This window comes from Bacillus sp. cl95, assembly GCF_900115925.1.
Lineage (GTDB): Bacteria > Bacillota > Bacilli > Bacillales > Cytobacillaceae > Neobacillus_A.
This window is the reverse complement of the sequence record NZ_FOYF01000006.1, coordinates 102712-129142: the sequence shown is the minus strand read 5'-3', so window position 1 is coordinate 129142 and position 26431 is coordinate 102712. Positions and strand designations below refer to the sequence as shown.

The window sequence follows — 26431 nt, the reverse complement described above, 5'->3', positions numbered from 1 at the left end:
ATGAAAAAGACTTTGTTATCTTTATTTGGTGGGAGCGTTCTAGCATTGGGGATTTTAGGGTTTGCTGGACTGGGAGTCTACTCTCATTCCGCAGTGGAAAACGATAAACCGGTTGAGCATCCTATTCAACCTCCAGTTTGATCAATTGTACAGTTTAATAATGAATGAAATTTGAGAAAGAAGGGAATGTGGCCTTCTTTCTTTTATTTAGGCTCTTTTCGTAAACTTTGTTGTTAGTGTAACAAGAAAAAGCCGGCAGTAGGGCTTTTTCCCAAACCATTACGGGTTTTGCGTTTAAAACTTTAAATGGAGGAAAAGAGCACGAAATAAGAATTCCTACGTGTTTTCACTTTCATCGTAAAAGCAACATTCATTGCGAAAACCGCATTTGTTTTTTAACAAAACGGTGGAGTACCTTTACTTAACTCGGAAACGATTGATGCGATATTTTGCATTTGCTGTTCATCCAAATCGAAAGCTTGTTTGATTTTACTTTCAAGATTAAATGTAATCCGTCTTTTCCCGACTTCTACTAATGCGATGAGGGCAAAACTGCAATTCACCATTTTAGCAAAATCGCGTTGCGTCAGATTATAACTTTCACGAATGTATTTAATAATCTCTTTATTCATCTTATCCCCACTTTAATAGAAGATTAATAGAAAATGGTCAAAATTAAAATTAGCATTAGGGTAGGAGAATTGTCAATACTTCCGAATCTAAGTTTACAACGAATATCAACCGTGTATAATCTTTAAGTATTAGGAGGTGCTAGTATTATGCAATATCAAAAGCCAGAGATTAAAGAAAAAATAATAGGTGCTGCCACGCAAGAGTTCCTTGAAAATGGTTTCGAAAAATCTTCTCTTCGTACAATTGCTAAAGGTGCTGGCATGACGGTTGGGAACATTTATCGCTATTACGAAAATAAAGAAGCCTTATTTAATGAAATTGTGTTACCTGCAATCCTTTCGCTAGAAGAGTTGTTCAAGATGAATAAAGATGGAAATTTAAACGCAATGGAAGTAGCTGAAAATCTAATATTACATTTACCAAATCTTCTTGATTCCTATCGCATCCCCTTGCTAATTTTATTAAAAGGAAGTAAAGGCTCCAGCGTTGAAAATGCTCGTGAACTACTTACTGACGTCTTGAAAGAGGACATTAAAAAGCATATTGAAGTATATAATCGGGAATCAAACCAAGTGAAGTTAAACCCTAGCTTAGCTAAGCCATTGGCCGTAGGATTCCTTGAAGGTATTTACGATATTATTTACAGTTACGATTGTGCGGAAGAAATACAAAAGTTGACGATAGAATATATCCACTTCTTTTTTTACTGGTCGATCAAATAATCGACCTGCTCTGTTTATTGAAGTTATTTTTTTACAATTTCCAAATAATCTCCTATAATTTAGAGGTAATTTATTCCTATGGGGATTTTTTATTTATTGTAAAAATAAACACATGTTTATTAATGGAGAGAGGTGAATGAAATGAAATTGGAATGGTACACAAGGCCAATGTGACTTGTTTGTAAAAGGTAACGTGGAATTTTGTCGAACGAAAATAATAAATATTTTTGATTAATCAGTTGCATACTATAGGGGGGTATAGTATAAATATATTAACAAGAGGAATCAGTCAGAAATTGGGGCAGCTATTGATTCCTTAAGCCTTTCACGTTTAATGGGATCAACAATAGGAACCAACATTCTCTGGAATATTGATCACAATGAACACTGTTTCGGGTTACACCTATTTGAACATTCTTATTGCATTGATATCGCTGTTTAGTGTGATATTGATACTCGGAAAAAATTTTAAATCTTATCAATAATCAATTAAACATTCATCAATTAGGAGGAATTAAAATGAAAATTGTAGACTTGAAAGTAAATGGAATGTCTTGCGGTCACTGTGTAAAAGCGATTGAAGGAAGTGTAGGGAAATTATCTGGAGTGGCAAATGTCAAAGTCGATTTACAAGGTGCTCGGGTGAGTGTGCAGTATAACGAAAATGAAGTGACCATCGATCGTATAAAAGAAACGATAGATGATCAAGGGTATGACGTAGAATAAAAGTTGATTTAGAGTAAGAGTGAATCCAGCCATAAAAGTGCTTAATCCATAGGAGTGTGTGAATTCGGCGGTAATTAAGTAGAATCCGACGAAATAGGAAATTATTCCGACGGAGCACAGCAATAATCCGACGGAGAACTAAGATAATCCGACGAAGAGGACGAATCCTATGCGGAAAGTTAATTTTTCGTCGGTGATCCAGAAAGAAAGGAAATGATTCGTATGAGTCAACAACTTGCTAAAGATACGAGCATGCAAATAAGTGGAATGACATGTGCGGCTTGTGCAGTCCGAATCGAAAAAGGTTTGAAGAAAACAGAAGGAGTCATGGATGCCAACGTAAATTTTGCTTTAGAAAAAGCAATTGTCAGTTTTGATCCTTCCAAGACCAATCTTGATGTACTTCAAGCCAAAGTCAGAGACCTCGGTTATGAGGTTGTAACCGAAAAAGTTGAATTTGATATTCTGGGAATGACATGCGCTGCGTGTTCTACTCGAGTAGAAAAGGGCCTCAATAAAATGCCAGGGGTTTTCCAGGCAACAGTCAATCTAGCTTTGGAAACGGCAACGGTCGAGTATGATCCAGCAACTGTGACCGTGAATCAATTGATGAAGAAAGTGGAGAATATTGGATATGAAGCTAAGTTAAAAGAAGACTTAAAATCGCAGGAAACAGCCGATCATCGTACTCGTGAAATCGAAAACCAGAAAGGAAAGTTTGCTTTTTCTCTGATACTCTCGATTCCGCTTTTGTGGGCGATGGTCAGTCATTTTGAGTTTACTTCATTTATTTATTTACCTGAAATGTTCATGAATCCTTGGGTACAACTCGCATTGGCTACACCTGTTCAATTCATTATTGGTAAGCAGTTTTATGTTGGTGCATACAATGCTCTTAAAAATAAGAGTGCCAACATGGATGTGCTTGTTTCACTTGGAACATCAGCAGCTTATTTTTACAGCTTATATTTATCGCTTAAGTCTTTGAGCACAAACGAGCATATGGTGAATCTCTATTTTGAAACAAGTTCCGTGTTGATTACACTAATCATTCTTGGAAAGCTTTTTGAAGCGCAAGCAAAAGGTCGCTCCTCGGAAGCGATTAAGAAGTTAATGGGGATGCAAGCGAAAACAGCTATTGTAGTCCGTGAAGGTGTTGAACAGGAAATTCCTTTGGAAGAAGTAGTTGTCGGAGATGTCCTTTATGTTAAACCAGGTGAAAAGGTACCAGTGGATGGAGAAATCATCGAAGGTCGCTCAGCACTAGATGAATCCATGTTAACGGGTGAAAGTGTTCCGGTGGATAAAACGGTTGGTGATTCAGTCATAGGTGCGACGATTAATAAGAATGGCTTTTTGAAAATGAAAGCAACAAAAGTAGGGAAAGACACAGCACTCGCTCAAATCATAAAAGTAGTTGAGGAAGCGCAGGGTTCAAAGGCTCCAATTCAACGCCTTGCCGATCAAATTTCGGGTATTTTCGTTCCAATCGTAATAGGCATCGCGGTCATCACATTCTTGATTTGGTTCTTATGGGTGGCACCAGGAGATTTTGCCGAAGCGCTGGAGAAATTGATTGCAGTACTTGTCATTGCCTGCCCATGTGCACTTGGCTTAGCAACACCTACAAGTATTATGGCAGGTTCGGGACGCGCTGCTGAATTCGGTATCCTCTTTAAAGGCGGAGAGCACCTGGAAATGACTCATCGCATCACATCGATCATTCTTGATAAGACGGGAACAGTGACCAATGGTACACCTGTATTAACAGATGTGATTGTTGAAAACGGGATTAGTGAACAAGAGTTTTTGGCCCTGGTCGGTTCTGCAGAGAAACAATCTGAACATCCTCTGGCCGAAGCAATTGTATCTGGAATAAAGGAAAAAGGAATCTCTCTACACGATGTTACCGATTTTGAAGCGATTCCAGGTTACGGTATTAAAGGTTTTGTGAATGGCAGAGAACTCCATATTGGAACAAGAAAATTGATGGCTAGCAATGCCATTATTGTTGACAAAGGCCTTGCACAAATGAATGCACTTGAACGAGAAGGAAAGACAGCCATGCTGGTGGCAATTGATCAAACTTTTGCAGGAATTGTTGCGGTGGCGGATACAGTGAAGGAAACTTCCAAACAGGCCGTACAGCGCCTGAAAGATATGGGTCTTGATGTCATCATGATTACGGGGGATAATCGGCAAACTGCCAGTGCGATCGCTTCACAAGTCGGTATAAATCACGTCATCGCAGAAGTTCTGCCAGAAGGAAAAGCTGAAGAAGTCAAAAAGCTACAGGCAACCGGCAAAAAGGTTGCTATGGTCGGAGACGGAATTAATGATGCACCGGCGTTGGCGCTTGCGGATATTGGGATGGCAATCGGTACAGGTACAGATGTGGCAATGGAAGCGGCGGATATTACTTTGATGCGCGGAGACTTAAACAGTATTGCTGATGCCATATTGATGAGTAAAAAGACAATTCAAAACATACGTCAAAATTTGTTTTGGGCATTCGCATACAACACATTGGGCATTCCTATTGCAGCATTAGGCTTCCTTGCTCCGTGGCTTGCTGGAGCAGCGATGGCATTTAGTTCGGTGTCCGTCGTCTTGAATGCTCTTCGTTTGCAAAGGGTTCATTTAAATCAAAGAAATTCATAAATCCAGATTGGAGAGTTATTTATGAAAAAGTGGATATTTTCAGGGATCTTCTACCTTTTGATAGTGGTAACTGGATATTGGGGTTATACAAATTTCATTGCTGATGAAAAAACAGCGGACCATGAAATGGCGGAAGAAAGTGCAGGGCATGGTAGTGAGCATGAATCTGAGGATAATGATGACAATCACAAGGAAGAACATGGCGCGGGGAATAGTGATGTGCAGGTCGATGTTTCATATATAGATGGAAATATTGAAATTTCTTTAAAGAATAAAAACAATCAACCCGTAGATAAACTTGAAGTCAATCATGAAAAGCTTTTGCACTTGATCGTTGTAAATGAGCATCTCGATCAGTATTATCATCTTCACCCTGAACAAACAGGAGAGGGGACTTTCACGGTTAAAAAAGACTTTGAAGAAGGTTCTTATAAGGCGTTTGTGGATATTAAACCTAAAGACTTGTCTTACGAAGTGAAGCCCATTCCGTTTAAAGTCGGGAATCCAGATACGACTCATGGACATAATGGTGGTTTAGAACCTGACAAAGAACATATACAAACGATTGATCAAGAAACAGTTGAAATGGAAATGAGTTCAATGAATGCAGGAGAACCTGTTACTCTGACATTTAAGCTTAATGAAACAAACTTACAGCCATATCTTGGTGCCATGGGGCATGTCGTCATTTTAGATGAGGAAGCAAATCAATATTTGCACGTTCATCCTGCCGATCACGATAAGCCAATTTTTGAAACAGAGTTTCATGAACCTGGCATTTATAAGATCTGGGCTGAATTCAAGCAAGATGGCAAAGTCCGAGCCTTTCCGTTCATTGTAGAAATTAAGTAGTCGAATTATCTAGCAAACCATGAACCCCTTTCGGTAATGAAAGGGGTTTTATATTTTGACAATTAATAGAAATATGTAACTATTACCATTTCTCATCCGTCTAAGTCTTAGCGGTAAGTAGAAAAATTTGGTTAAGGGGGCAGGTAGGATGATGAAACGTGTTTTAGTCGTAGGTACTTTACTATTGCTCATTATTGCGGGATTGATTCTGATTCAACCGAAAAAAGAGCAAGCGAAAGAGGGCGATACCTTTTATAAAATCAACACGTCCGAAAACATCAAATATGCATTTCCATCAAGACCTTTCGATTCAACTGTGACACTTGAATCAGTTGGGTGGCATAAGGGGAAATTCACAGCGATCATCAGTACAAAACTATACAATGAAAATGAATACTCAAGTGCCTTTAAGTTTTTTTCACCCACCATTCACTATAAAAATAAGAAATACATACTTATGGATAAAATTTGGGTGTCCGGTGCACTAGAAGGTTATAAGAATAGTATTAGCACTTACGCAATCACCTCTAAGAATCCATCTGTTCCTGAAGGAGAATGGCCAGATAAAATTACGATGAACGGAGTGGAGTTCAAGCTTCCTCCTAAACCTACCAAGGTTGCTAGCATCCCAACCTTCAAGCCTTTAGTGAAGAAAACATCCGACTTGAAAAGCGAAATTAAGCTAGGTGAAAAAATATATAAGATTAGTGCTTTTGATTTTACTAGCAAGGGTGGATCAGTCTCTCTCAATGTCAACGTTTCAGGTGAGGGATTAAAAGAGAACCGGACCTTCCTCTTAAAAGATGAACATGACCGAATTTACAGTTTTAAAAGAAGCACGCTTCCGATAGACTATCAACAAGGTGACAATCATGCGGAACTGGAACTCAATCAGCCTATCTCCAATGATGCCACTCATCTTGAGTTTGTTGTTGCAGATGCAGAATTCGTCCAATCCTTCCTATACAAAGTAAAAGATGAAAAATCGACCATTTTATACGAAAAGTAAAAACCATGGGTAATTGTTGTAACTTTTTCGAGGTTGCCTACGACTCATCTAATGGATAGGGGGCGACGGAGATGCGCGACGTTTTTGATGAATTGTATGAAAAGTATCATCATGATATTTTTACTTTTCTATTTTACATGACGAATAATCGTGAACAGGCTGAAGACCTGGTTCAGGAAGTATATATAAGGGTATTCAAGTCTTATGAAGGTTTTAAGGGAAACAGTTCAGAAAAGACGTGGCTATACTCTATTGCAAGACACGTGGCCATTGATCATTTTAGAAAAAGTAAGAGTTGGAAGCAGAAAGTTTTGGCTACTTTTGATTGGACGAGAGATCAAATCATCGATACTACGCCCCTACCCGAAGATCTGACACTTTTAAATGAACAGTCCCGTGAAATATATAAATGCTTGGAAAAATGTTCAGTTGATCAACGGGCTGTCATCGTTTTAAGATACATGCAGTCCTATTCCATAGCGGAAACGTCTGATATTTTGGGATGGTCAGAGAGTAAAGTAAAGACCACTCAGCATCGAGCTCTAAAAAAGTTGAAAGAGTTGATGGAAAAAAAAGTTGGAAGGGAGGTGAGCAGTGATGCAAGACAAGAAGTTGCAAGATAAGTATATAATCGATTTGTTAAAAGAAATGCCAAATGTTCGTGACGAACGCTCCAAACAAGAAGTGTTTGCCAAAGTAGAAGCAGGTTTACGAAAAAGGAAACAAAAGCAGTGGATCATGCCGCTAATATCTATGGCAGCTGTTGCATCTCTTCTCTTCCTTCTTACACCACCTTTTATGGACCAAATGCATCACAATAATAAGGCGGAGAAAAGCGAATTCAAATCGAATGAAAATCAAATTTCAATGAAAGCAGAAACCGGCAAAATGGATAAAGCTGTGAGTGATGTGCAGCATTTTGATCGTTTGGATCCCTTTCAAGGAAATGTGCTAAATGAAATTCCAACTGGTAAAGTGTTGATAACATTCGGTGTTCCGGATAAAAATGCCCAAACGGTCATACCTGTTAGCGTGCTAGTCGATGAATCTAAAGAAACACCAGTTGCTGAACTTTACGAATATGCTCCACAGTTGCCTTTGGAAGATTTGGGTCTGGGAGAATTCAATTTAACTAATTATGACATGAAAATGGTTGATGAAATCGTGACTGATGACCAAGGTCAAAAGGTCGATGTAGGAGACTATGTCACCATCACCGTTCCAGAAGGCAGTGACCTGGAACATGGAACTGATACTCGCGAAATATTTAACGAATCAGTAAATGAAACGTTTCGTTGGCTAAATTTCTCTAAGGCGGAATACTACTCAGGAACGAAGAATGGTATTTTATTTGAGCAAATGTCTGCTCCGGAATCAGGCATCCAAGTGTATAAACATCAAAGTAAAGCTTATTGGCTGTATCAATTTGATGAGAAGCATCCGGTATTGTTGGCTCCTTATAAGGGGGATCTTGAACAGTATGATTTTGAAATTGCTTTAAGAGAAATGCAGAAGGATATCCCTGAAAGAGGCTTAAAAGCATCGATTCCTGCTGATGTTGTCATTGAGGGTGTGACAGAGACAAAGGGTGATCCGAATGTCGTCGTAAAGTTTAAGCCTGGTACAGTGTTAGAAAATAATGAGGTTTACATGCAAATGATGGAAGCCATTATGATGACAGCGGCGGACTTTGCCTTAGGTTCGGTCAGTTTTGAAGGCGTCGATAATATTGATCAAATTGGAAATGTCATGCTAAAGGAGAAGAATCCCGTGCCGATAGCACCAAATCCAATTATATTAATGAATCCATAAGTGTGAAAAGGAACCTGTCTTTAGTGACAGGTTTTATTTTTGGTAAAAGGAAGGTAGTGGTACGATATAATAGGTAATGGAAGATAAAACCAAAGGGGGGCGAGTGAGATTGCAAAATCTTAATGGGAAGATAGCAATAGTAACTGGAGCAACTCGCTTAAAAGGAATCGGCGCCGCCATATGCAAAGAGTTAGCAGCCAAAGGTGCGCACATATTTTTTACATATTGGAAAACGTACGATGTGGATATGCCTTGGGGCGTAGAAGAGGAAGAACCTGCAAATTTACAAAAGGAAATTAGAAGTTTGGGAGTCAAATGTGAAAAGATAGAATTGGATTTATCATTGGAAGATTCAGCCGTACACTTGTTTGATGAAGTGGAAGACCGAATGGGAAGACCGGATATCTTAATCAACAACGCGACTTTTTCTGTCAACGACACATATGAGACCATAAGTGGAGAAGCTCTAGACAAGCATTATGCCGTCAACGTTAGGGCTACGACACTACTGAGTTCAGAGTTTAGTAAACGCTTTGACAAGGGCAAGGGAGGCCGCGTTATCAATATGAGCTCTGGGCAAGCTCTTGGGAAAATGTCTGGAGAAATATCATATGCGATCACAAAGGGAGCGGTGGAGACATTAACTTACACGCTATCTTCCGTTCTGATGGAAAAGGGAATTACCATAAACGCTGTTGATCCAGGACCGACGGACACAGGATGGATGAATGATGAATTAGAAGCAGAAATCGCAGTGCAATTTCCACTTGGAAGAGTAGGTCAACCTAAAGACGCCGCAAGATTAATTGCTTTTTTGGCAAGCGATGAAGCAGAGTGGATAACCGGGCAAATTATTCATTCAGAAGGCGGGTTTTCTAAATAGAGGTTTTGTACAGTTGGATATTCATTGAAGAATTAACTAGTTGGTGACTTGTAAACGCCTTGTTTCTGGGCGGTTTCAAGTCTTTTTTTTGTTGGAAACGAACTTGGAGGTAAGAAAATACTCTAAATGTGTAATTAGAATCAGTGGAAGTATGGTGAAGATGATTAACTCATTTACAGGGATGGAGATTTGTTATGTTGGACGAGATTTATGCGGTGTAAAAAATATTTGTTATGTTCAGCAACTTTTGCGTTTACTTCAGATTATTCAGAAAACTAAACGGAGCAAAAAGTAATTTCAAATTAAAAAAAGGAGAAAGCCATAACAGCTTTCTCCTTCAACATTATTATTGTGTAATTTGCTGTAACTTATCTTTTAGACGTCCTGCATTTTCTATCATTTTGATAATAGTCGCATCGATTTTTTCTTTCCACTTAGGCGCTTCTTCTTTAAGCTTTCCGCCTACTTTGTCAGCATTTTGTTTCAGTTCCTCTTCTAACACTCTTATTTTTTCGGTGGCAGCTTTATCTGATTTTCCTGCTAATATCGTATTAACCGAATCGACATCAAATTCGGCAGGTTCCACATCATCAAGAGATCTTTCCATGATCGCTCTAAAAATTGGAACGACAGTCTCTGAGCTGCTGGTTGAGAGATAATGTTGTCTGTCCGTTTTGTCATAACCAAGCCAAACAGCTCCAACGAGGTTAGGGGTATAGCCAACGAACCATTGATCTTTCGTTCCGTCAATATCCTTGTATGGCAATTGAGTAGAGCCTGTTTTTCCAGCAATATCGACTCCGCTAATTTTCGTTCGTTTTCCGGTACCAGTTTCAACGACATTCAAAAGCATGGATGTCATTTTATTTGCCACCGAACGCGATGTTACTTTAACGGTCTCTGAATCGTGTTCCGCAATAATGTTTCCGGTCGGTCCCACGATTTTTGTAATGATGTGGGCATCTTCTCGTTTGCCCTCATTTGGAAATGCTGAGTAGGCTTCTGCTAATTGTAATGGTGAGATGCCATTATACATGCCGCCTAGTGCGATACCTAAGTTCTTGTCTTCTTTCTGAATAGGAATCCCAAAGCGTTTCAGAGAATCAAGTCCTTTATTCAAACCAATTTGGTCTAAGAGCCAAACAGCAGGAATATTGAGAGATTTTTCAACTGCTTCGTACATAGGGACTTCACCTGCATAAGTTTTTGAAAAGTTCTCAGGTTTGTAATTATCAAATGTTAACGGCTTATCAATCAAGTTAGAATTGTAATTATAGCCTTCTTCAAGAGCGGGTGTATACACAGCCAATGGTTTTAACGTAGAACCAGGCTGAGCCTTAATATGGGTCGCGCGGTTAAAGCCACGAAACACTGTTTCACCACGTCCACCGACTAGACCTCTCACTCCGCCTGATGCAGGATCAAGCAAGACTGCTCCACTTTGTACGGAACGGCCAGGGAACAGTGAATTTCTCTGATAAACCTGTTCAAGTCCCCCTTGCAAGTTTTGATCCATTTCCGTGTAAATACGATAACCCCTCGTTAGGATTTCATCCTGAGTAAGTCCATACCTCTTAATCGCTTCATCAAGAGCCGCATCCACATAATAAGGATACTTACGCTTGACCAAACTTCCTCCACCATCACGAAGCTTGATTTTCTCATTCTTGGCATCTTTATATTCTTGATCTGAAATCATGCCATGTTCATTCATTTTCATCAAAACAAGATTTCTACGCTTAATCGCTCTGTCATAATTATTGTAAGGATTCAGATAAGAAGGGGATTGTAATAACCCGCCTAAAAGTGCTGCTTCACTTATGGTGACCTCAGAAATATCTTTATCAAAATACCGCTGTGAAGCCTGTGCGATACCCCAAGCACCACTACCAAAGTAAACCTGATTTAAATACATTTGGAGAATTTCATCTTTTGTATAGGTTTTTTCAATTTTTACTGCCAGGAAGAGCTCCTCAGCTTTCCTCCGGTAAGACCGCTCAGATGATAGTAAGGCATTTTTCGTCAGCTGTTGTGTCAGTGTACTTCCGCCACCGGTAATTCTTCCAGCAAATATGTTCCCGAACAAAGCGCGAGCGATTCCCTTCACGTCAAACCCGCTATGCTCATAGAAGCGTTCATCCTCAATCGCAACTACCGCATTCGGCACATGTTTAGGCAATGTTTTTATTTCAACGCCTTTTGTCCGGTTCGTTCCAACATACGTAGCCACGTCGCCGTCTTTATCATAAACGACAGTCGATTGACTTAAGCCGGCTTTCAAAGACTTAACATCAACCATGCCTGCTATGACGGCAAAGTACAGAATCGTAAACAGAAGAACCGTAAGCGAAATCAATAAGATATATTGAGTAAAATGTTTTCTTTTCCAGAAGCGCACAAAGGCTTCCAAATACTTGTGTTGTCTTTCCATATTAGACCTCGGACTTTCTTTGCATTCAGCATTGCATCAATCTTTGAACAGTGCCCATGCTTTTTATCATTCTTTGAGAATTATTATAGTACAAATAGTTGAAAATATGAAAACAGCCTTATCCAATAAGTTGGACAAGGCTGCTTCTTCAAAAATTACGATAAAAATTCAGCTGGATTTAAGCCAAGTTCACGGCAAATTTCAGATACCATTTGCTGTTCATTTTTATCAAAGTGTCCGTCAGCAAATCCAATCGCAATACAGAATCGTGCGACGAGACGGGCGATTTCTGGCTTTGAGCGAACCTTGCCTAAAGCTCTAAACGCTTCAGCACGTCCTAAAATAAAGTCGTACTCGATTCTTTGCACGAAGTGATTGAATTGCTGGATTACCTTATTAGTATCAAACACTCTGAGTTCTTCACTTTGGTTTACAAACTCGAGCATCTTTTGACGTTCAGCAGGATCTAATCGGCCATCCGCCATACCAACTAGGGCGCAAGCAGCAACGACTGCATCAAGTACATCCTGACTCTTGTAACGATTGAAAAGTTCCATGGCACGACGTTTTTGCTGATTAGCCCATTCCATATAATCCGTTTGATTAGGTGACCAGCCATTTCCACAGCTATTGCAACTGAATTTCAATTGATTTTTGCCAATGAATCCGCCAAGCAGCCCCACAGGACCTAAAATTAGCCCACCAATCGCAGCTTTCCCGATTCCAAAGCCCTTTTGACCAGTGCGTACATTCGTCGAGTGGCAGCGTGGACAAGCAATACTGTCGCCGCCGTAAGTTTGTGAAGATGATAATGGCTGTAGATTGTGATGAGATGGTGACATTTGATTTTGTGAAAAAGAACCCTGATTTGATGTTGGATAGGTATGTTGTTGTCCAAAATTATTTTGTGTACCATAACTTGATTGATTCTGACTCCCAAATCCAGTTTGTCCAAATCCTTGAGGGGACCCCATTCCGTTTTGACTGCCAAATCCACTTTGACCATTAAAATTTTGTTGGTTGAACGAATCTTGTCCGCCAAAATTCTGAGTAGGAGGTGGTGGTGCCGGAGCGTCGTCGACACTTACCCCAAAGTTTCGGCAAAGAGCTGCAAGTCCACCTTGAAAGCCGCTGGCAATGGCATTGAATTTCCATTCGCCGTTATGACGGTATAATTCGGAAGCAACAATTGCCGTCTCAACCGTAAAGTCTCTGCCAAGGTTAAAGCGAATCAACTCTTCACCATTCCGTTCATTAAGAATTCTCACGTATGCATTGGAAACTTGCCCAAAGCTTTGACCTTTCATTTGAGCATCGTGAATAGTGATTGTAAAAGCGATACGATGAATGTGCTGTGGTACTCGTCCTAAATCGATGCGAATTTGTTCATCATCGCGTTCACCCGTTCCCGTTCGATTGTCTCCGCTGTAAAGAATCGAGCCGTTGCCTCCAGAAGGATTGTTATAAAAAATAAAGTCTTGATCACTTTGAACTTTTCCGGTTTGACCTAGCAAAAATGTAGAGGCATCGAGGTCAAAATGAGCACTATGCTGACTGACGTCCCAGCCCAATCCGACGACGACATTTTGCAAGCCAGGATGAGATTTCGTTAAATCTACTTTTTGACCTTTGCTTAAGGTAACACCCATATCAATCACTCCTATTAAAAGATAACGTACTATAGAAACACTTCTACTCTTTACGTTATCAAAAAGGAAAAGGTTTCACAATTTTGACAGATATTTATTCGCTGTTTTTTTAGGGAAAAATAGCCATGGAAGTATATATATATCTAGTAGAAACAAGCATTTCCAATACGTTGGTCCAAGTGCCGAAGGAGATCTAAAGAAAAACCTTCTAATAGTTTGATAATTTAATATTGTACATTTTTCGGAAGTATGGTACATTGGTTTTGCAGATTAATGCAACCGATTTCATTGGTTGGTTTTTTTCAAATGATAAGGGTAGTATATACATAGTTAAAGTTTGGGAGCATACTTTTTGTGAGGGTTTCTCGCAATTTTTTGCAATTGTATGCAACCGCTTTCCTTATCAAGCCAAATAAAAAAACGGAGGGTGAATTCAATGAGAGGCAAAAAGACGTTATTAAGCATCATCTCAATCATGTTCATTTTTAGCATCGTTCTTGCTGGCTGTTCTTCTAAGAAAGAAGGCGGTAATGCTGAAGGTGGTAAAGACAAAGAAGTAACGCTTGATATTTTCCAATTCAAAGTGGAATTCAAGGATCAATTCGAAACTGTTGCTAAGGAATACGAAAAGAATAACAAAGGTGTTAAAATCAACATCACAACTGTTGGTGGCGGAGAAGATTACGGAGTTGCTCTTAAATCTAAATTCGCTTCAGGTCAAGAGCCTGCAATCTTCAACGTTGGTGGACCACAAGACGTTGCTGACTGGGAAAAGAACCTAACTGACTTAACTGATACAGAAGCAGCTAAAGCAGCTCTAGATGGCACTTTAGACGGCGTTACTAAGGACAGCAAAGTTCTAGGATTACCGTACAACCAAGAAGGTTACGGCTTAGTTTATAACAAAGCAATTTTTGAAAAAGCTGGCATCAAAGCTGAAGATATCAAAGATATGGCAAGCTTAGAAGCAGCAGTTAAAACTTTAGATGAGAAGAAGGGCGACCTAGGTCTAAAAGCTGTATTCGCTTTACCTGCTAAAGAAACTTGGGTAACTGGATTACACTTATCAAACGCTTTCATCGCGCCTGAATTCGATAACAACGTTCTAAAAGCTTTCGAAGCTAAGAAAGTTGAGTTCAAATACGGCGAGCAAATGAAGAACTTCTTAGATCTTCAAAACAAGTACTCTGCACAACCAGTAGTAAGCCTTGACTACTCTCAACAAGTTGAAGAATTATTCTCAACTGGTAAAGTTGCGATCATCGAACAAGGTAACTGGGTATACGGTTCTATCGCTGGTATCGACCAAGAGTTGGCTGACAACGGCGTAGGTCTTCTTCCAATTCCAGTTCCAACTTATAAAGAAGATGCAATTCCTGTAGGCGTACCAATGTACTGGGCTGTAAACAGCAAGAAAGACGAAGCTACAGTTAAAGAAGCTAAGAAATTCTTAGACTGGTTATACACTTCTGAAGAAGGTAAGAAAAAAGTTGTTGAAGATTTCAAGTTCATTCCTGCTTACGAAGGATATGACACTTCTAAAATCTCTGATCCACTTTCTAAAGCAATCTACCAAGCTGCACAAGACGGCAAGACAATCGGCTGGACTTTCATGGGCTACCCAAGCGCATGGGGTATGGATAAGCTTGGCGTTAACATGCAGAAATACCTAAGCAAAGAAATGACTTGGGAAGAGTTAGTTGCTGATTCTCAAAAAGCTTGGGAAGATGCACGTAAATAAGGAACTGTCCCTTTAGAATTTCATATGAGCAGAAACAAAGTAGCATTCTATGCTACTTTGTTTTGCTAAAATGACTCTGCATATTAGGTCAGTTAAACAAGCCTTGCGGGCAGTTTGACTCCTCTTCTAACCGAGGAGGAGGACTAGTGCTCGTTAACGTTTGTAAGGCACCATAGAACCACACATACTTTTAGTTTTTAGGAGGGATTCACCATGCGATCACGCGATTTATCGTATTGGCTATTTCTGGCACCTGTATTGTTTGCATTAACGATGGTAGTAATCTTGCCACTAGGAATGGGTGTTTATTACTCATTTACTGATTGGAACGGAATTGAAGCAACTGCATTTGTAGGCTTCCAAAACTACATGGATCTATTAAAAGATAAGGAATTTAGAGATGCATTATGGTTTACAGTTAAATTCTCAATTGTATCCATCATTCTTATCAATTTCTTTGGTCTTTCATTGGCACTGATTGTTACTTCAAAAATCAAATCAAGCAAGTTTTTAAGAACAATTTTCTTCATGCCTAACTTAATTGGTGGTCTTATTCTTGGATTCATCTGGCAGTTCATCTTTTTGAAAATCTTCGCTAGCATTGGCGAATTACTAGGTATTGAAGCATTACAAGGTTGGCTGTCTACGACTGAGACAGGCTTCTGGGGAATGGTTATCTTAATGAGCTGGCAAATGGCCGGTTACATCATGATCATCTACATTGCTTACTTGGAGAGCTTACCTGCAGAATTGCTTGAAGCAGCTGAAATCGACGGTGCAAGCCCGTTACAGCGCCTTCGTTATATCGTATTCCCGCTTGTGGCACCTGCCTTTACGGTAAGTATGTTCTTAACTCTTTCCGGGTCATTCAAACTTTACGATCAAAACTTGTCATTAACTGGCGGTGGACCATACAATTCAACACAAATGGTCGCGATGGAAATTTTCAAAACAGCCTTCGGTGAAAACCAAATGGCATACGCACAATCAAAAGCAGTTATATTCTTCATCATCGTTGCAGCAATCTCATTGACACAAGTTTATATCAACAAGAAAAAGGAGGTTGAAATGTAATGGGGAAAAAATATAGACTTCCTTTAGAAATACTCGGTATTGTACTGGCCCTATTATGGCTTTCACCTTTCTATTTAATGATCGTCAACTCTTTTAAAACGAAAAAAGAAATGTTTACCGATGTATTAAGCCTTCCTGCTGTATTCACTTTGGATAATTATAAAGAAGCGTTTATTGAGCTCGATTTTATCAAAACCTTCTTTAACTCATTGCTCATTACAGTAATCAGCGTTGCCATTATCATTGTTTTCTCATCCATGGCGGCATACGCTCTGTCACGTACAAAAAGTAAGATCAGTACAGTATTGTTCTTCTTGTTCGTAGCAGCCATGTTAATTCCATTCCAATCAGTTATGATTCCTCTTGTGACGATCTTCGGAAAAATGGAACTATTGAACCGTTTCGGAATCATCTTCATGTACCTAGGTTTCGGAAGCAGCTTATCGATCTTCCTCTACCACGGAACATTAAGTGGTATTCCGAAGTCTCTGGATGAAGCAGCTACAATCGACGGATGTAACAAGTTCCAGGTGTTCTGGTATGTAATTTTTCCAGTGTTAAAGCCTATTACAGTAACCGTTGCAATCCTTAACACAATCTGGATTTGGAATGACTACTTACTTCCATCTCTTGTTATCAATCAAGAGGGTATGCAAACCATTCCGTTAAGAATGTTCTTCTTCTTTGGAGAATATACGAAGCAGTGGCATTTAGCTCTTGCTGGATTAACAATCGCAATCATTCCTGTCATTATCGGATACTTCATTGCTCAACGTGAAATCATTAAAGGGATTTCTGAGGGCGCTGTTAAGTAAACGAACTATAAAAACAGAAGCTTAGCGGAAGCCCAGATTATGGCGCTTCCGCTTTTCTAAGATAAATACCAATCAAAGGGAAATAACTGTCTAGCGCTAGCGCTGGCGCTTTTCTAAGAACAATGAAATTCAAATTTAATGTAGATAACGGTCTAGCTCATCGCCATAATCAGGGCGATTGCGCTTTTCTAAAGAGGAGGAACCAATGGCTGTTACGATTAGAGATGTCGCGAAAGAAGCGAACGTTGCACCATCCACGGTTTCACGGGTCATTGCGGACAGCCCAAAAATAAGTGAAGAAACAAAGAAACGTGTCCGCGAAGTAATGGAAAAGCTTGCCTATTACCCCAATTTTCAAGCACAAAGCCTTGCTCAAAATAGTACACAAACAATCGGTGTCATCATGCCGAACTCTGCGTACCATTCATTTCGAAACCCGTTTTTCCCTGAAGTGTTACGTGGAATCTGTACAATTGCGCATGCGAGCAAATTTGGAATCTACTTATCTACTGGTGCAACAGAATGTGAAATCCATGATGAAGTAGTTTCTATGGTGCAAGGAAGAAGAGTGGATGGGATTGTCCTTTTATACTCCCGTGCTAATGATAAAACAATCAAATATTTGCTTGATGCGGATTTTCCTTTCACAGTTGTCGGAAGACCTTGTTCATATATTAGCGAAATCACATTTGTTGATAACGATAATGTCGCAACGTCAAAGTCCGTGACAAACTATTTGATCGAACTTGGCCATCGTAAAATTGCCTTTATTGGAGGAAATCAGGATTTTGTCGTGAATGTTGATCGATTAAGTGGTTACAAAGCTGCATTAAAAGAGGCGGGTATTACTTTTAACGAAGATTACGTCGTTCTCGATCATATTGTTAAGACAGAAGCTCAACAAGCCATCAAAACACTTATGGCCCTTGATACACCGCCTACAGCACTTGTCACAAAGGATGATCTGATTGCCTATGAATTAGTCAGTCATTTGGAAGAACTAGGATATAAGGTTCCTGAAGATGTTTCAATGGTCAGCTTTAACAACTTGATGCTTTCTGAACACTCCAAACCGCCACTATCTTCTGTAGATATCAATATTTACGATCTTGGCTACGAAGCAACGAATTGTTTAATTGAAAAAATAAAGAGTCCTGCCAAACTCGCAAAACATATCATCATTCCGACGAAGTTTATCGAAAGGAAATCGTGTTCAAGAATAATGGAAGCGGCTTCAAAAGAAAGAGGATAATCTGATGATTATCCTCTTTCTTTTCACCTTATTTCCTGCTTTTTGAACTTGTTATACCTTCGATATTCCTCAAAGTCTTCTTTACTCATTCCTTCTTTAATCGCCATCAGCAACATGTTTGTCCACTCTTCGTCTAGTACATGGTTACCAACTTTACCTTTATCGCTTATTCCAAGAAGATAGTCAATTTTACACTCCAAAGTACCTGATACCTTCATTAAGAATTGCAATGAAGGATTGGTTTGGAGATCTCTTTCTATTTGACTTAGATAAGATTTTGAAACATCTGAAAGTCTAGCAAGCTCGGTTATCGAGTAACCTTTTCTTTTTCTCAGCTTTTTTATTCGTGAACCTATCATACCCCTCCTCCTACTTTGAAAAAGCATACATATCGTTCATTATAAAGAAAAATACGTTCTTTATAAAATGCGAATTAGTGAGGATTTGAGAGTAAAATACAGATTTAAATTGAAAAATGTTCGTTTTAACGAAAATTCGGACTTTTTTGAGGTTTTATATCTCGGGACTTTTGTCTTATACTCGGAGTATGAGTTCTTTAAAGAGAACGAAAACGTTCGTTTTAATCTCTATAAAGAGTTCTCATAAAAATTAATGGGTTAAGAGGAGGATTTCAAATGAGTCTTAAAAAGAAATTAGGTCTGGGCGTAGCTTCAGCGGCTCTAGGCTTGTCATTAATCGGTGGGGGTACATATGCATACTTCAACGATAAAGCAGAAACAACTGGGAAATTCCAAGCTGGAACATTAGACCTTAATGCTAATCCAACTACAATCATTAGTGTTGATAAGATTAAACCAGGTGACACAATGTTACGTTCTTTCAAATTAAAGAATGATGGAAATCTAGATATTGCAAAAATCTTACTTGCAACAAGCTACACAGTTACTGACGCGAATAATAATAATACAGATGATTTCGGAAAGCATATCCGTGTAAACTTCCTTTCAAATGCGGATAAATTGAATCTTCCAATTTATTCTACTACTCTTGACCAATTAAAGACATTGTCACCTGATGTAATACAAAATAGCATCTTTGGCGGTTGGTTAGCTGAAAGAGGCGGAAAGCTTGCAGCTGGAACAGACGATACTCTGTGGGTACAATATGAATTTGTTGACAATAACCAAGATCAAAACATGTTCCAAGGAGATACTTTAGATCTCAAATGGACATTCGAAGGTAAACAAGGTGCAGGTGTAGCAAGATAATTTTTTACGAGGAAGGGTGGAGTTCCACCTTTCCTTTGGTTAATTTTCTACAAATCAAATTGAGTTTAGTTTACCAATTTGATTTGTAGAAAATTAATTTCAATTAAGTTTGTTTAATCATAAGTACTTTGCCGGGGGTGTTAACAATCAGATGCTTGAGAGCAAGAAAATACCAGAATAAGAGCTTGGGTTTAATAATATCAATTAAACTATTTACGTTATGTTACATAGGTATATTTTTATTTTCATACTTAACTTTTAATACTGGTGCTTTTTATAACGATACTTCCAAGGTTGTGGGTACTTTTGAAGTAGGAACGTGGGAAACTCCTCCAGATAAATGGGATAAGAGCTCTTTAGCATTTCAAGATCAGGACAGAACAATTAATATGACTTCTGTTGATAGCATTAGTTGTAAGCCATTAGAAATCGGAGCACTGATAAAAAATAATGGCGCTGACATGAATGGACCTTCTGAATACGAAGTATATTTCAGTGCCAATCAAAATCCTATGAAAGGTCAGAAAGTGAGTTCTGGGGTGATTAATCCACTTATTTCAAATCATTCCGAAGTTCTAAAATTTATTGCTGCCAATCCTGGTAATTACAAATTTAGGGCATTTCAAAGACCTGGCCACGGTAACAAGAGTGATAGGCAAGACTTATGGAGTGAAACGATTACCTTGACTTGTGATAATAAGGCAATAGATTCAAGTGCAGACGTTGAAAAAGAAAAAGTCGAAGATTCAACTCCACCAGAAGGAGAGAATACTCAGGATAAAACTGTTCAACCTGAAGAAGAAAAAGTAAATACGGATGCAGTGAATGAACAAACTGATACATCAAATACTCAACTAACAGATCAGCCAAATGAGAATAATGAAGAGACTGGAACAGAGATCGTGCCATCTAACGATACAATTTCTCCATAGTATTTTTAAAGAGAAGGTGAAAAAATGAAAGTGAAAAAAGTTTTTAGCAACTTAATTACTTTATCATTGATATTACTCCTAATTTTAATGGTATATATAGTGGTTTCGTCGAAGCTAGCTGGAGGGGAGCCACAAGCATTTGGATATCAATTCAAGACTGTTCTATCTGGTTCAATGGAACCTGGAATCAAAACGGGATCAATTATTGTAGTAAAACCTGTTGATGAAAATACAAAATATGAAAAAGATGACATTATTACATTTAAAGTTGATGAAAAAAATTTGGTCACTCATAGAATTGTTGAAGTTGTGAAAAATGCAAATGGGGTAATGTATCGAACTAAAGGAGATAACAATAAATCTGAGGATATGGAATTAGTTTTATCTCAAAATGTCGTTGCAAAATATGTGGGAATAAATATTCCTTATTTAGGCTATCTAACAGACTATGCAAAGTCCCAAAATGGCAGCGCGTTATTACTTATTCTTCCTGGATTATTGTTAATTGGTTACTCGATAGTATCCATTTGGAGAACTATATCACAGATTGAAAAAGCAACCAATAATAAAGTTGAAAAATCAGCTTAAAAGACTATAAATATAAAAAAGGGGGTTAATAATGAGATTAAGAAAGATACTTCCTACTTTATATCTCATGATTGGATGTATATTGATAAACAATCTGTTTTCCAACTCCATATTGACGGTCTCTGCTGAAACTCAAGAAATAGATATATCGACTTCACCAGAAAAAGTATTGTTTGAGATAACGAATTTTAAGCCAGGTGATTGGGCTGAAAGGACATTAACGATTACAAACAGTGGAAAACAGGATTTTAACTATTTATCTTCCATAAAATTAAAAAATGGTTCAGAAAAATTATATAATGAACTATTATTAACAATTACAGATAAGGAAAAAACGTTGTTCGATGGAAAAATGAAAGATTTCAATAAATTAGAAGTCAGATATTTAGAGAAAAATAGTTCCGAAAAGCTAAATTTTAAAGTTACAGTTCCTCTGGAGCTAGAAAACGATTTCCAAGGGTTAGGTAGTGAAGTCGAATTCAAGTTCTACGTTGATGGTACTCTTGGGGGAGTTCTTCCTGTAAATGGCCCACACCTTCCTAATACAGCAACGAACATGTTTAATTACATAGTTGCAGGTGTTGGATTGATAGGGACAGGTTTATTTCTCCAATTTTTCTTATCAAGAAGAGTGAGAATTGAAAAGTGGTTAAGAAGATCTTGATGCAATTGATCAAGATCTTTCTTCTATATAGGGAGGTTCTTAAATGAAGCGAATTATTACCATCATAATCATGAGTGCTTTTTTCTTTTGGGGTTACTTAGAAAAGGAAGTATTCCTCTCAACAATTGAGCTCGGAGGTCCGTTGGCTATAATGTCAGGCATCCTATTTGTTGGATTACTGGTATTTTTTCCAATAATTCCTTTTTCAGTTTTTGCAGGGACTTTAGGAGCAACATTTGGTGTGTCAATTGGTGTAGCCATTTCATTGTCAGGTATCATTCTAGGCACTACTTTCATGTTCTCCATGGCTAGATATGGCTTTTATGATTGGGCACAGAAGACGATGAATAAATATCCTAATCTTAAAGAATATGAAGGTATTTTTCAAAAGAATGCTTTCCTTGGGATATTGGTAGCTCGATTAGTACCAGTCATTCCATCACCGATTATCAATATTTTGTGCGGGGTAAGTAATGTTTCGTACATATTATTTATCTTGGCTTCAGCCATTGGAAAGTTGCCGTCCATTTTAATTTTTACGTATGCAGGCAGTATGTTTACAGAAAGTAAAATTTTATCCTTTTCTATATATGGTGCTTATTTTATGGTGATTTTGATATTATCTTTCATAAAATTAAGAAGAAAACAAGTCAAGATAACAGTCTAAATTACTTCGAAGAATCGAATCCTGTGTCTAGCTTTTAACTCGATCTCCCCGACTATTAGGCTGGGAGGTTACCAAAAATTCGATCCGTTCATCAGACTCGTTAAACATTTGATGTGGAACAAGGGGTGGGACTTCCATTCCTTCTTTTTCGTGTAGGATGACTTTGGTCCCGTTCATCTCAAGTGTGGCCGTACCCTTTAGGATGTAGAAAAATTGCTGTGCTTTTTCGTGATAATGACGAACTTCTGCAGTATGGGGCGGCATTTCTTCATAGATGATGCTAAGATTATCATTTTTAACAAGATGCCAGCCATCACAATCCTTACCCCATTTGTAATGTTCAGCGGTCTCTTTTGTTACTTTCATAACGTTTACCCCTTTAATTCATTTACTTATTATTCTATTACTCTTTACTAGATTCCTACTATATAATTCTCGATAATTTAATTGTAAAGAAACAGAAATGGAGGAATGTTTATGAAAAAATCGCAACAAATGTTTAATTACCATGTGTGGGCAACGGCAAGCTTACTGGAATTCATTAATAATTGTCCGGAACTTTATGCTAAAAACCTAGAAAGTGTCTTTCCATCCATTCGAGCGACATTTGAGCATATTTATGAGATTGATCGAATGTGGTTTGTTCGCATCACCGGAAAGGAAGAGTTAGAGCATGCTGGATTGAAAACGCCTTACGATGCAAAAATAACTCTAGCAAAACTACATGAAACAATGATTGACTACTTTAAAAAAGAAGATTCTAGTAAAAGAGTCACCTATTACAACTCGACTGGTTCAAGTTTTGAAAATAAGTTATCGGATTTGCTCATTCACCTCGCAAATCACGGTACGTATCATCGAGGGAATATCACGGCTATGCTGCACTCGCTTGGACATAAGAGTATTTCTACCGATTATATCTATTTTTTAAGGAAGTAACGGGGTATATACAGGTGGAAATTTGGTAGGTGGAATATTTTAACGGCGGTTACGGACTTTCTAACGGCGCTTGTTGAGATTTAACGGCGGTTATAGACGCTCTAACGGCGCTTGTTGACCCTTTAACGAAATTTCGACAAATCCGAAACTTGTTTTACCTCTAGAGGTATTTTCAACTTACACCAATGCAACAACTACGTCATGAATTTTCAAAATAGTATACAAACAAATCGTGTATTTGTATAATAAGCATGACATAAAAAAATAGATCGGCAAAAACAGGTGCTAATGCTTGGTTTCAACTTAACCTCAGTTGGGGAGAAAGCAAAACTATTAGCTTAATAGGGAAGTTTGGTTAAAAGCCAACGCGGTCCCGCCACTGTAAATGGGAGCAACCTATATGAAGTCACTGTCCAACAGGATGGGAAGACATAGGGAGCTATGATCATGAGCCAGGAAACCTGCCTGTTTTTTCGCACCAAAAGCCTACGCGGATAGGAGGGTGTTAAGAATGGTAGCGTTTATCCTGCTTGCCTTCTTAACCTACAAAACCTCCTCCTTTCATAGGGGGATTTTTTTATGTGTAAAAAGGAGAGGGGTAAGAAGATGGTAAAACGTAGCAGTAATTGGTTCTTATTGATAACGCTTGTATTTGGGTTCATGATGAACGCCTTACATATACCTGTACAAGCAGCCGAACAAACACAAGCATCGACACTTACGGTTGTTGGCGGTGAAACGGAAGGTACGATCTTTCCAGAAACATCAATCACACTTGGAGAGAGTGAAACAGCATTTGATACGCTAGTGAAGGCTGTTGGACAAGACGAAGTTGAGTATATGGAATCACCCTACGGAAAGATGATTTCAGGTATAAAGAACGTTAAGGCAACAGGCAACAATTATTGGGCTTTTTATATCAATGGAATTTCTGCACAAGTGGGTGCTGATAGCTATCAGGTGCAAGATCAAGACAAGCTTACTTTCAAATTAGTGGATTGGACAAAGCCAGCTGAGGCTTCGGCTACCCTTTCAGTTATTGGAAAAGACGGCAAAGAGTTGGTGACACCTCTTAGTGAAGTTGCCTTTTTAGGTGAACCTACCGCATTTCAATTTTTGCAAGTAGCCGTTGGCCCTAACCAAGTACAATATGAACAATATGACTTTGGGAAAATGGTTACTTCCATTAACGGTGTAGCTGCTGAAGGTTCAGATTACTGGGGCTTTTACGTGAATGGAAAAATGGGAGAAGTGGGTGCTGACAGCTATAAGCTTAAAGCAGGAGATGTGGTAAGCTTCAAGTATGAATCCTCGTCACCACCGGTTACTCCAGGAGAAGGAAATGACAAGCCAGCGGATTCAATTGCAGCGGATACTGTAAAAAAATCGGTCGGAGGTGCCATTCAATACGCTTTAAAAAATCCAATTGGCGACTGGGAAGCCATTGCGCTTAAACAAGCTGGCAAGGAAATTCCGACTACTTATTTGGAAACCTTAAAGAAACTTATCAAAGACAAGAACGGTAGATTTTCAAGAATTACTGATTACGAAAGATATACGCTCGGCATTTTAGCCGCAGGTGGCAATCCCACAAATATTGAAGGATTCAATCTAGTAAAGAGCATTTATGAGGGGAACGTAACAAAACAAGGATTGAACGGCGTTGCCTACGGTCTAATAGCTTTAGATAGTACGAATTTCGAAGTGCCGCAAACTGCAAAGTGGACAAAACTGAAGCTGATTACAGAGCTTTTGAACAAGCAAAATGCTGATGGCGGCTGGTCATGGGATGGCAGTGTAACAAGTGACTCCGACACAACTAGCATGGTGCTAACAGCTCTAGCTCCTCATAAAGAAGAGACAGGAATACAAGCGAGCATAGACAAGGGTACTGTTTTCTTGGCAGATCAATTCACTGCTGGAAAAATTGATAATAGCTCAACAGCTTCCCAAATCGTTATTGCCCTTTCCGCTCTTGGTCTAGATGCGAATGAGACAAAGTACACGAAAGCAGATGGGACGAGCGTGATGGAGTACTTATTATCCTTTCAAAATGCTGATGGTGGATTTGATTGGCAAGGAGGCGATGTGAGTGATACATTCTCAACTTCTCAAGGAATACAGGCAGTTGTGGCCTATCAGCTGATGCTAAATGGAAAAGGTTCACTATACAATCTTCCTTTATCTCTTGTAAAAAATGAAACGGTCACCCCTGCGCCAAAACCGGTAGAACAACCGCAAAAACATACCGATAAAGCTGCTGGAGACAAAGCAGGTCATCGACTTCCTAATACAGCAACAAATGACTATAATGTTTTAGCTTTCGGTATTTTGTTGATGATGATAGGTGTATTTTACTTTACGATACAAAGAAGGAAAGCATAAATTATTGATTGCTGGGAGGATGATAAGATATGCAACGATGGATGAAATTTGCAGCGATCATTCTGGCTATTGTTCTCTGTTTCAATTTAGCTGGCTGCAGTTCAGAAGCTGAGAAAGGCCATATTTCTGAAGAGAAAAAGATGGTTTCCAAAGTTGAGGAATCCGAGGAAAAGAACAAGGATGAGAAAAAAACGGAAGCAACTTCTCCTGCAAAAGATTCTCCTGTTTCCGAGGCACCTGCAAAGACTGAAGCAACTGAAAATAAAGAAACAACCTCAGTTCCTGACAATACAACGGTTCAGTCAAAACCTGCTGCCCAGACGGCAAAGCAGCCAGCACCTGCGACAGCACCGACTAAGCAACAGCCAACAACACAACAACCTGCAACGACTACTCCGACTCCAACGCAAAAGCCTGCTGCGAAACCAGCTGCACCTGAGATGGCTGTCACAGTTTCAATTGTCGGACCGAGTGACCGTGGAACCATCTTAGGGGCAACGAAAGTTACCTTTAAAGAAGGAGCCACAGTCTTAGATGTGCTCGTTCAGTTAACAGGAAAACGAAATATCCAGCTTGATTATAGTGGAAGCGGAGCAACCGCCTATGTGGCTGGGATTGATAACATATATGAATTCGATTACGGTGCGAAAAGTGGCTGGATTGGCAAGCTAAATGGAACGAGTCTTGGTAAAAGTGCTGGCACGGTCAAAGTGAAAGACGGAGACAGCATTCAATGGCTTTATACTGAAAAGTAAACGGAGAAACTC

Annotated in this window: 26 protein-coding genes and 1 riboswitch; of the genes, 21 read left to right on the top strand and 5 right to left on the bottom strand. The window is 39.0% G+C overall.

Annotation, left to right across the window (positions count from 1 at the left end; translation table 11 throughout):
• On the top strand, window positions 1-141 hold the full coding sequence (locus BMZ31_RS20440) for a hypothetical protein (RefSeq protein ID WP_175478153.1): 141 nt from the start codon (window positions 1-3) through the stop codon (window positions 139-141).
• Window positions 142-395: 254 nt separating this feature from the next.
• Here the strand turns inward: BMZ31_RS20440 and BMZ31_RS16310 are convergent, their stop codons facing one another.
• The gene (locus tag BMZ31_RS16310; RefSeq protein ID WP_090832994.1) at window positions 396-632 is read right to left on the bottom strand and encodes a helix-turn-helix transcriptional regulator; all 237 of its coding nucleotides are present in this window, start codon (window positions 630-632) and stop codon (window positions 396-398) included.
• A gap of 147 nt (window positions 633-779) precedes the next feature.
• On the opposite strand from BMZ31_RS16310, the gene BMZ31_RS20970 reads away from it, so the two are divergent.
• From BMZ31_RS20970 to BMZ31_RS16270, 8 genes are all read left to right on the top strand, one after another.
• Window positions 780-1355, top strand: a complete 576-nt coding sequence (locus BMZ31_RS20970) for a TetR/AcrR family transcriptional regulator (protein ID WP_090832993.1) — start codon at window positions 780-782, stop codon at window positions 1353-1355.
• Between the two features lie 519 nt (window positions 1356-1874).
• A complete protein-coding gene (copZ, locus tag BMZ31_RS16300) occupies window positions 1875-2081 on the top strand; it encodes a copper chaperone CopZ (protein WP_090832992.1) in 207 nt (68 codons plus the stop codon).
• A gap of 222 nt (window positions 2082-2303) precedes the next feature.
• On the top strand, window positions 2304-4742 hold the full coding sequence (locus BMZ31_RS16295; protein ID WP_090832991.1) for a heavy metal translocating P-type ATPase: 2439 nt from the start codon (window positions 2304-2306) through the stop codon (window positions 4740-4742).
• 21 nt (window positions 4743-4763) lie between these two features.
• Window positions 4764-5594, top strand: a complete 831-nt coding sequence (locus BMZ31_RS16290; protein WP_090832990.1) for a hypothetical protein — start codon at window positions 4764-4766, stop codon at window positions 5592-5594.
• A gap of 148 nt (window positions 5595-5742) precedes the next feature.
• Window positions 5743-6603 (top strand): hypothetical protein, encoded by an 861-nt coding sequence (locus BMZ31_RS16285; protein WP_090832989.1) that lies wholly within the window; start codon window positions 5743-5745, stop codon window positions 6601-6603.
• Window positions 6604-6674: 71 nt separating this feature from the next.
• Window positions 6675-7226 (top strand): RNA polymerase sigma factor SigX, encoded by a 552-nt coding sequence (gene sigX / locus BMZ31_RS16280; protein WP_090832988.1) that lies wholly within the window; start codon window positions 6675-6677, stop codon window positions 7224-7226.
• Window positions 7201-8415, top strand: coding sequence for a hypothetical protein (locus BMZ31_RS16275; protein WP_090832987.1), 1215 nt, complete (start codon window positions 7201-7203; stop codon window positions 8413-8415). Before sigX ends, BMZ31_RS16275 begins: the two co-directional genes overlap by 26 nt.
• A gap of 109 nt (window positions 8416-8524) precedes the next feature.
• On the top strand, window positions 8525-9298 hold the full coding sequence (locus BMZ31_RS16270; RefSeq protein WP_254778888.1) for an SDR family oxidoreductase: 774 nt from the start codon (window positions 8525-8527) through the stop codon (window positions 9296-9298).
• 346 nt (window positions 9299-9644) lie between these two features.
• Here the strand turns inward: BMZ31_RS16270 and BMZ31_RS16265 are convergent, their stop codons facing one another.
• On the bottom strand, window positions 9645-11729 hold the full coding sequence (locus BMZ31_RS16265) for a transglycosylase domain-containing protein (protein WP_090832985.1): 2085 nt from the start codon (window positions 11727-11729) through the stop codon (window positions 9645-9647).
• A gap of 155 nt (window positions 11730-11884) precedes the next feature.
• Window positions 11885-13378, bottom strand: coding sequence for a TerD family protein (locus tag BMZ31_RS20965; RefSeq protein ID WP_090832984.1), 1494 nt, complete (start codon window positions 13376-13378; stop codon window positions 11885-11887).
• A 436-nt stretch (window positions 13379-13814) separates the two neighbouring features.
• On the opposite strand from BMZ31_RS20965, the gene BMZ31_RS16255 reads away from it, so the two are divergent.
• The 4 genes from BMZ31_RS16255 (at window position 13815) to BMZ31_RS16240 (ending at window position 18260) form a co-directional block, all read left to right on the top strand.
• On the top strand, window positions 13815-15119 hold the full coding sequence (locus tag BMZ31_RS16255) for an ABC transporter substrate-binding protein (protein ID WP_090832983.1): 1305 nt from the start codon (window positions 13815-13817) through the stop codon (window positions 15117-15119).
• 213 nt (window positions 15120-15332) lie between these two features.
• Complete coding sequence (locus BMZ31_RS16250) at window positions 15333-16193, top strand: carbohydrate ABC transporter permease (protein WP_090832982.1); 861 nt, start codon at window positions 15333-15335, stop codon at window positions 16191-16193.
• Window positions 16193-17008: a carbohydrate ABC transporter permease gene (locus tag BMZ31_RS16245; protein ID WP_090832981.1), complete on the top strand. Its 816-nt coding sequence runs from the start codon at window positions 16193-16195 to the stop codon at window positions 17006-17008. Before BMZ31_RS16250 ends, BMZ31_RS16245 begins: the two co-directional genes overlap by 1 nt.
• A gap of 205 nt (window positions 17009-17213) precedes the next feature.
• Window positions 17214-18260 (top strand): LacI family DNA-binding transcriptional regulator, encoded by a 1047-nt coding sequence (locus tag BMZ31_RS16240; RefSeq protein WP_090832980.1) that lies wholly within the window; start codon window positions 17214-17216, stop codon window positions 18258-18260.
• A 23-nt stretch (window positions 18261-18283) separates the two neighbouring features.
• Here the strand turns inward: BMZ31_RS16240 and BMZ31_RS16235 are convergent, their stop codons facing one another.
• Window positions 18284-18619, bottom strand: a complete 336-nt coding sequence (locus BMZ31_RS16235; RefSeq protein ID WP_090832979.1) for a helix-turn-helix domain-containing protein — start codon at window positions 18617-18619, stop codon at window positions 18284-18286.
• Between the two features lie 276 nt (window positions 18620-18895).
• Between BMZ31_RS16235 and BMZ31_RS16230 the strand changes: the two genes are divergently transcribed.
• From BMZ31_RS16230 to BMZ31_RS16210, 5 genes are all read left to right on the top strand, one after another.
• Window positions 18896-19489: a CalY family protein gene (locus BMZ31_RS16230; protein ID WP_090832978.1), complete on the top strand. Its 594-nt coding sequence runs from the start codon at window positions 18896-18898 to the stop codon at window positions 19487-19489.
• A 155-nt stretch (window positions 19490-19644) separates the two neighbouring features.
• Window positions 19645-20421: an amyloid fiber anchoring/assembly protein TapA gene (tapA, locus tag BMZ31_RS16225; RefSeq protein WP_175480301.1), complete on the top strand. Its 777-nt coding sequence runs from the start codon at window positions 19645-19647 to the stop codon at window positions 20419-20421.
• Window positions 20422-20445: 24 nt separating this feature from the next.
• A complete protein-coding gene (sipW, locus tag BMZ31_RS16220; protein ID WP_090832976.1) occupies window positions 20446-21009 on the top strand; it encodes a signal peptidase I SipW in 564 nt (187 codons plus the stop codon).
• Between the two features lie 31 nt (window positions 21010-21040).
• Window positions 21041-21673, top strand: coding sequence for an LPXTG cell wall anchor domain-containing protein (locus BMZ31_RS16215; protein WP_090832975.1), 633 nt, complete (start codon window positions 21041-21043; stop codon window positions 21671-21673).
• A 43-nt stretch (window positions 21674-21716) separates the two neighbouring features.
• Window positions 21717-22340, top strand: coding sequence for a TVP38/TMEM64 family protein (locus BMZ31_RS16210; protein ID WP_090832974.1), 624 nt, complete (start codon window positions 21717-21719; stop codon window positions 22338-22340).
• 27 nt (window positions 22341-22367) lie between these two features.
• On the opposite strand, the gene BMZ31_RS16205 is transcribed toward BMZ31_RS16210, so the two are convergent.
• The gene (locus BMZ31_RS16205) at window positions 22368-22706 is read right to left on the bottom strand and encodes a cupin domain-containing protein (RefSeq protein ID WP_090832973.1); all 339 of its coding nucleotides are present in this window, start codon (window positions 22704-22706) and stop codon (window positions 22368-22370) included.
• Window positions 22707-22817: 111 nt separating this feature from the next.
• On the opposite strand from BMZ31_RS16205, the gene BMZ31_RS16200 reads away from it, so the two are divergent.
• The 3 genes from BMZ31_RS16200 (at window position 22818) to BMZ31_RS16190 (ending at window position 26419) form a co-directional block, all read left to right on the top strand.
• The gene (locus tag BMZ31_RS16200) at window positions 22818-23279 is read left to right on the top strand and encodes a DinB family protein (RefSeq protein WP_175478151.1); all 462 of its coding nucleotides are present in this window, start codon (window positions 22818-22820) and stop codon (window positions 23277-23279) included.
• A gap of 305 nt (window positions 23280-23584) precedes the next feature.
• Window positions 23585-23763, top strand: a riboswitch (cobalamin riboswitch).
• A 95-nt stretch (window positions 23764-23858) separates the two neighbouring features.
• Window positions 23859-25664, top strand: a complete 1806-nt coding sequence (locus BMZ31_RS16195; RefSeq protein WP_090832971.1) for a DUF4430 domain-containing protein — start codon at window positions 23859-23861, stop codon at window positions 25662-25664.
• Window positions 25665-25693: 29 nt separating this feature from the next.
• Window positions 25694-26419, top strand: a complete 726-nt coding sequence (locus BMZ31_RS16190) for a DUF4430 domain-containing protein (protein ID WP_090832970.1) — start codon at window positions 25694-25696, stop codon at window positions 26417-26419.
• The last annotated feature ends 12 nt before the right edge of the window (window positions 26420-26431 follow it).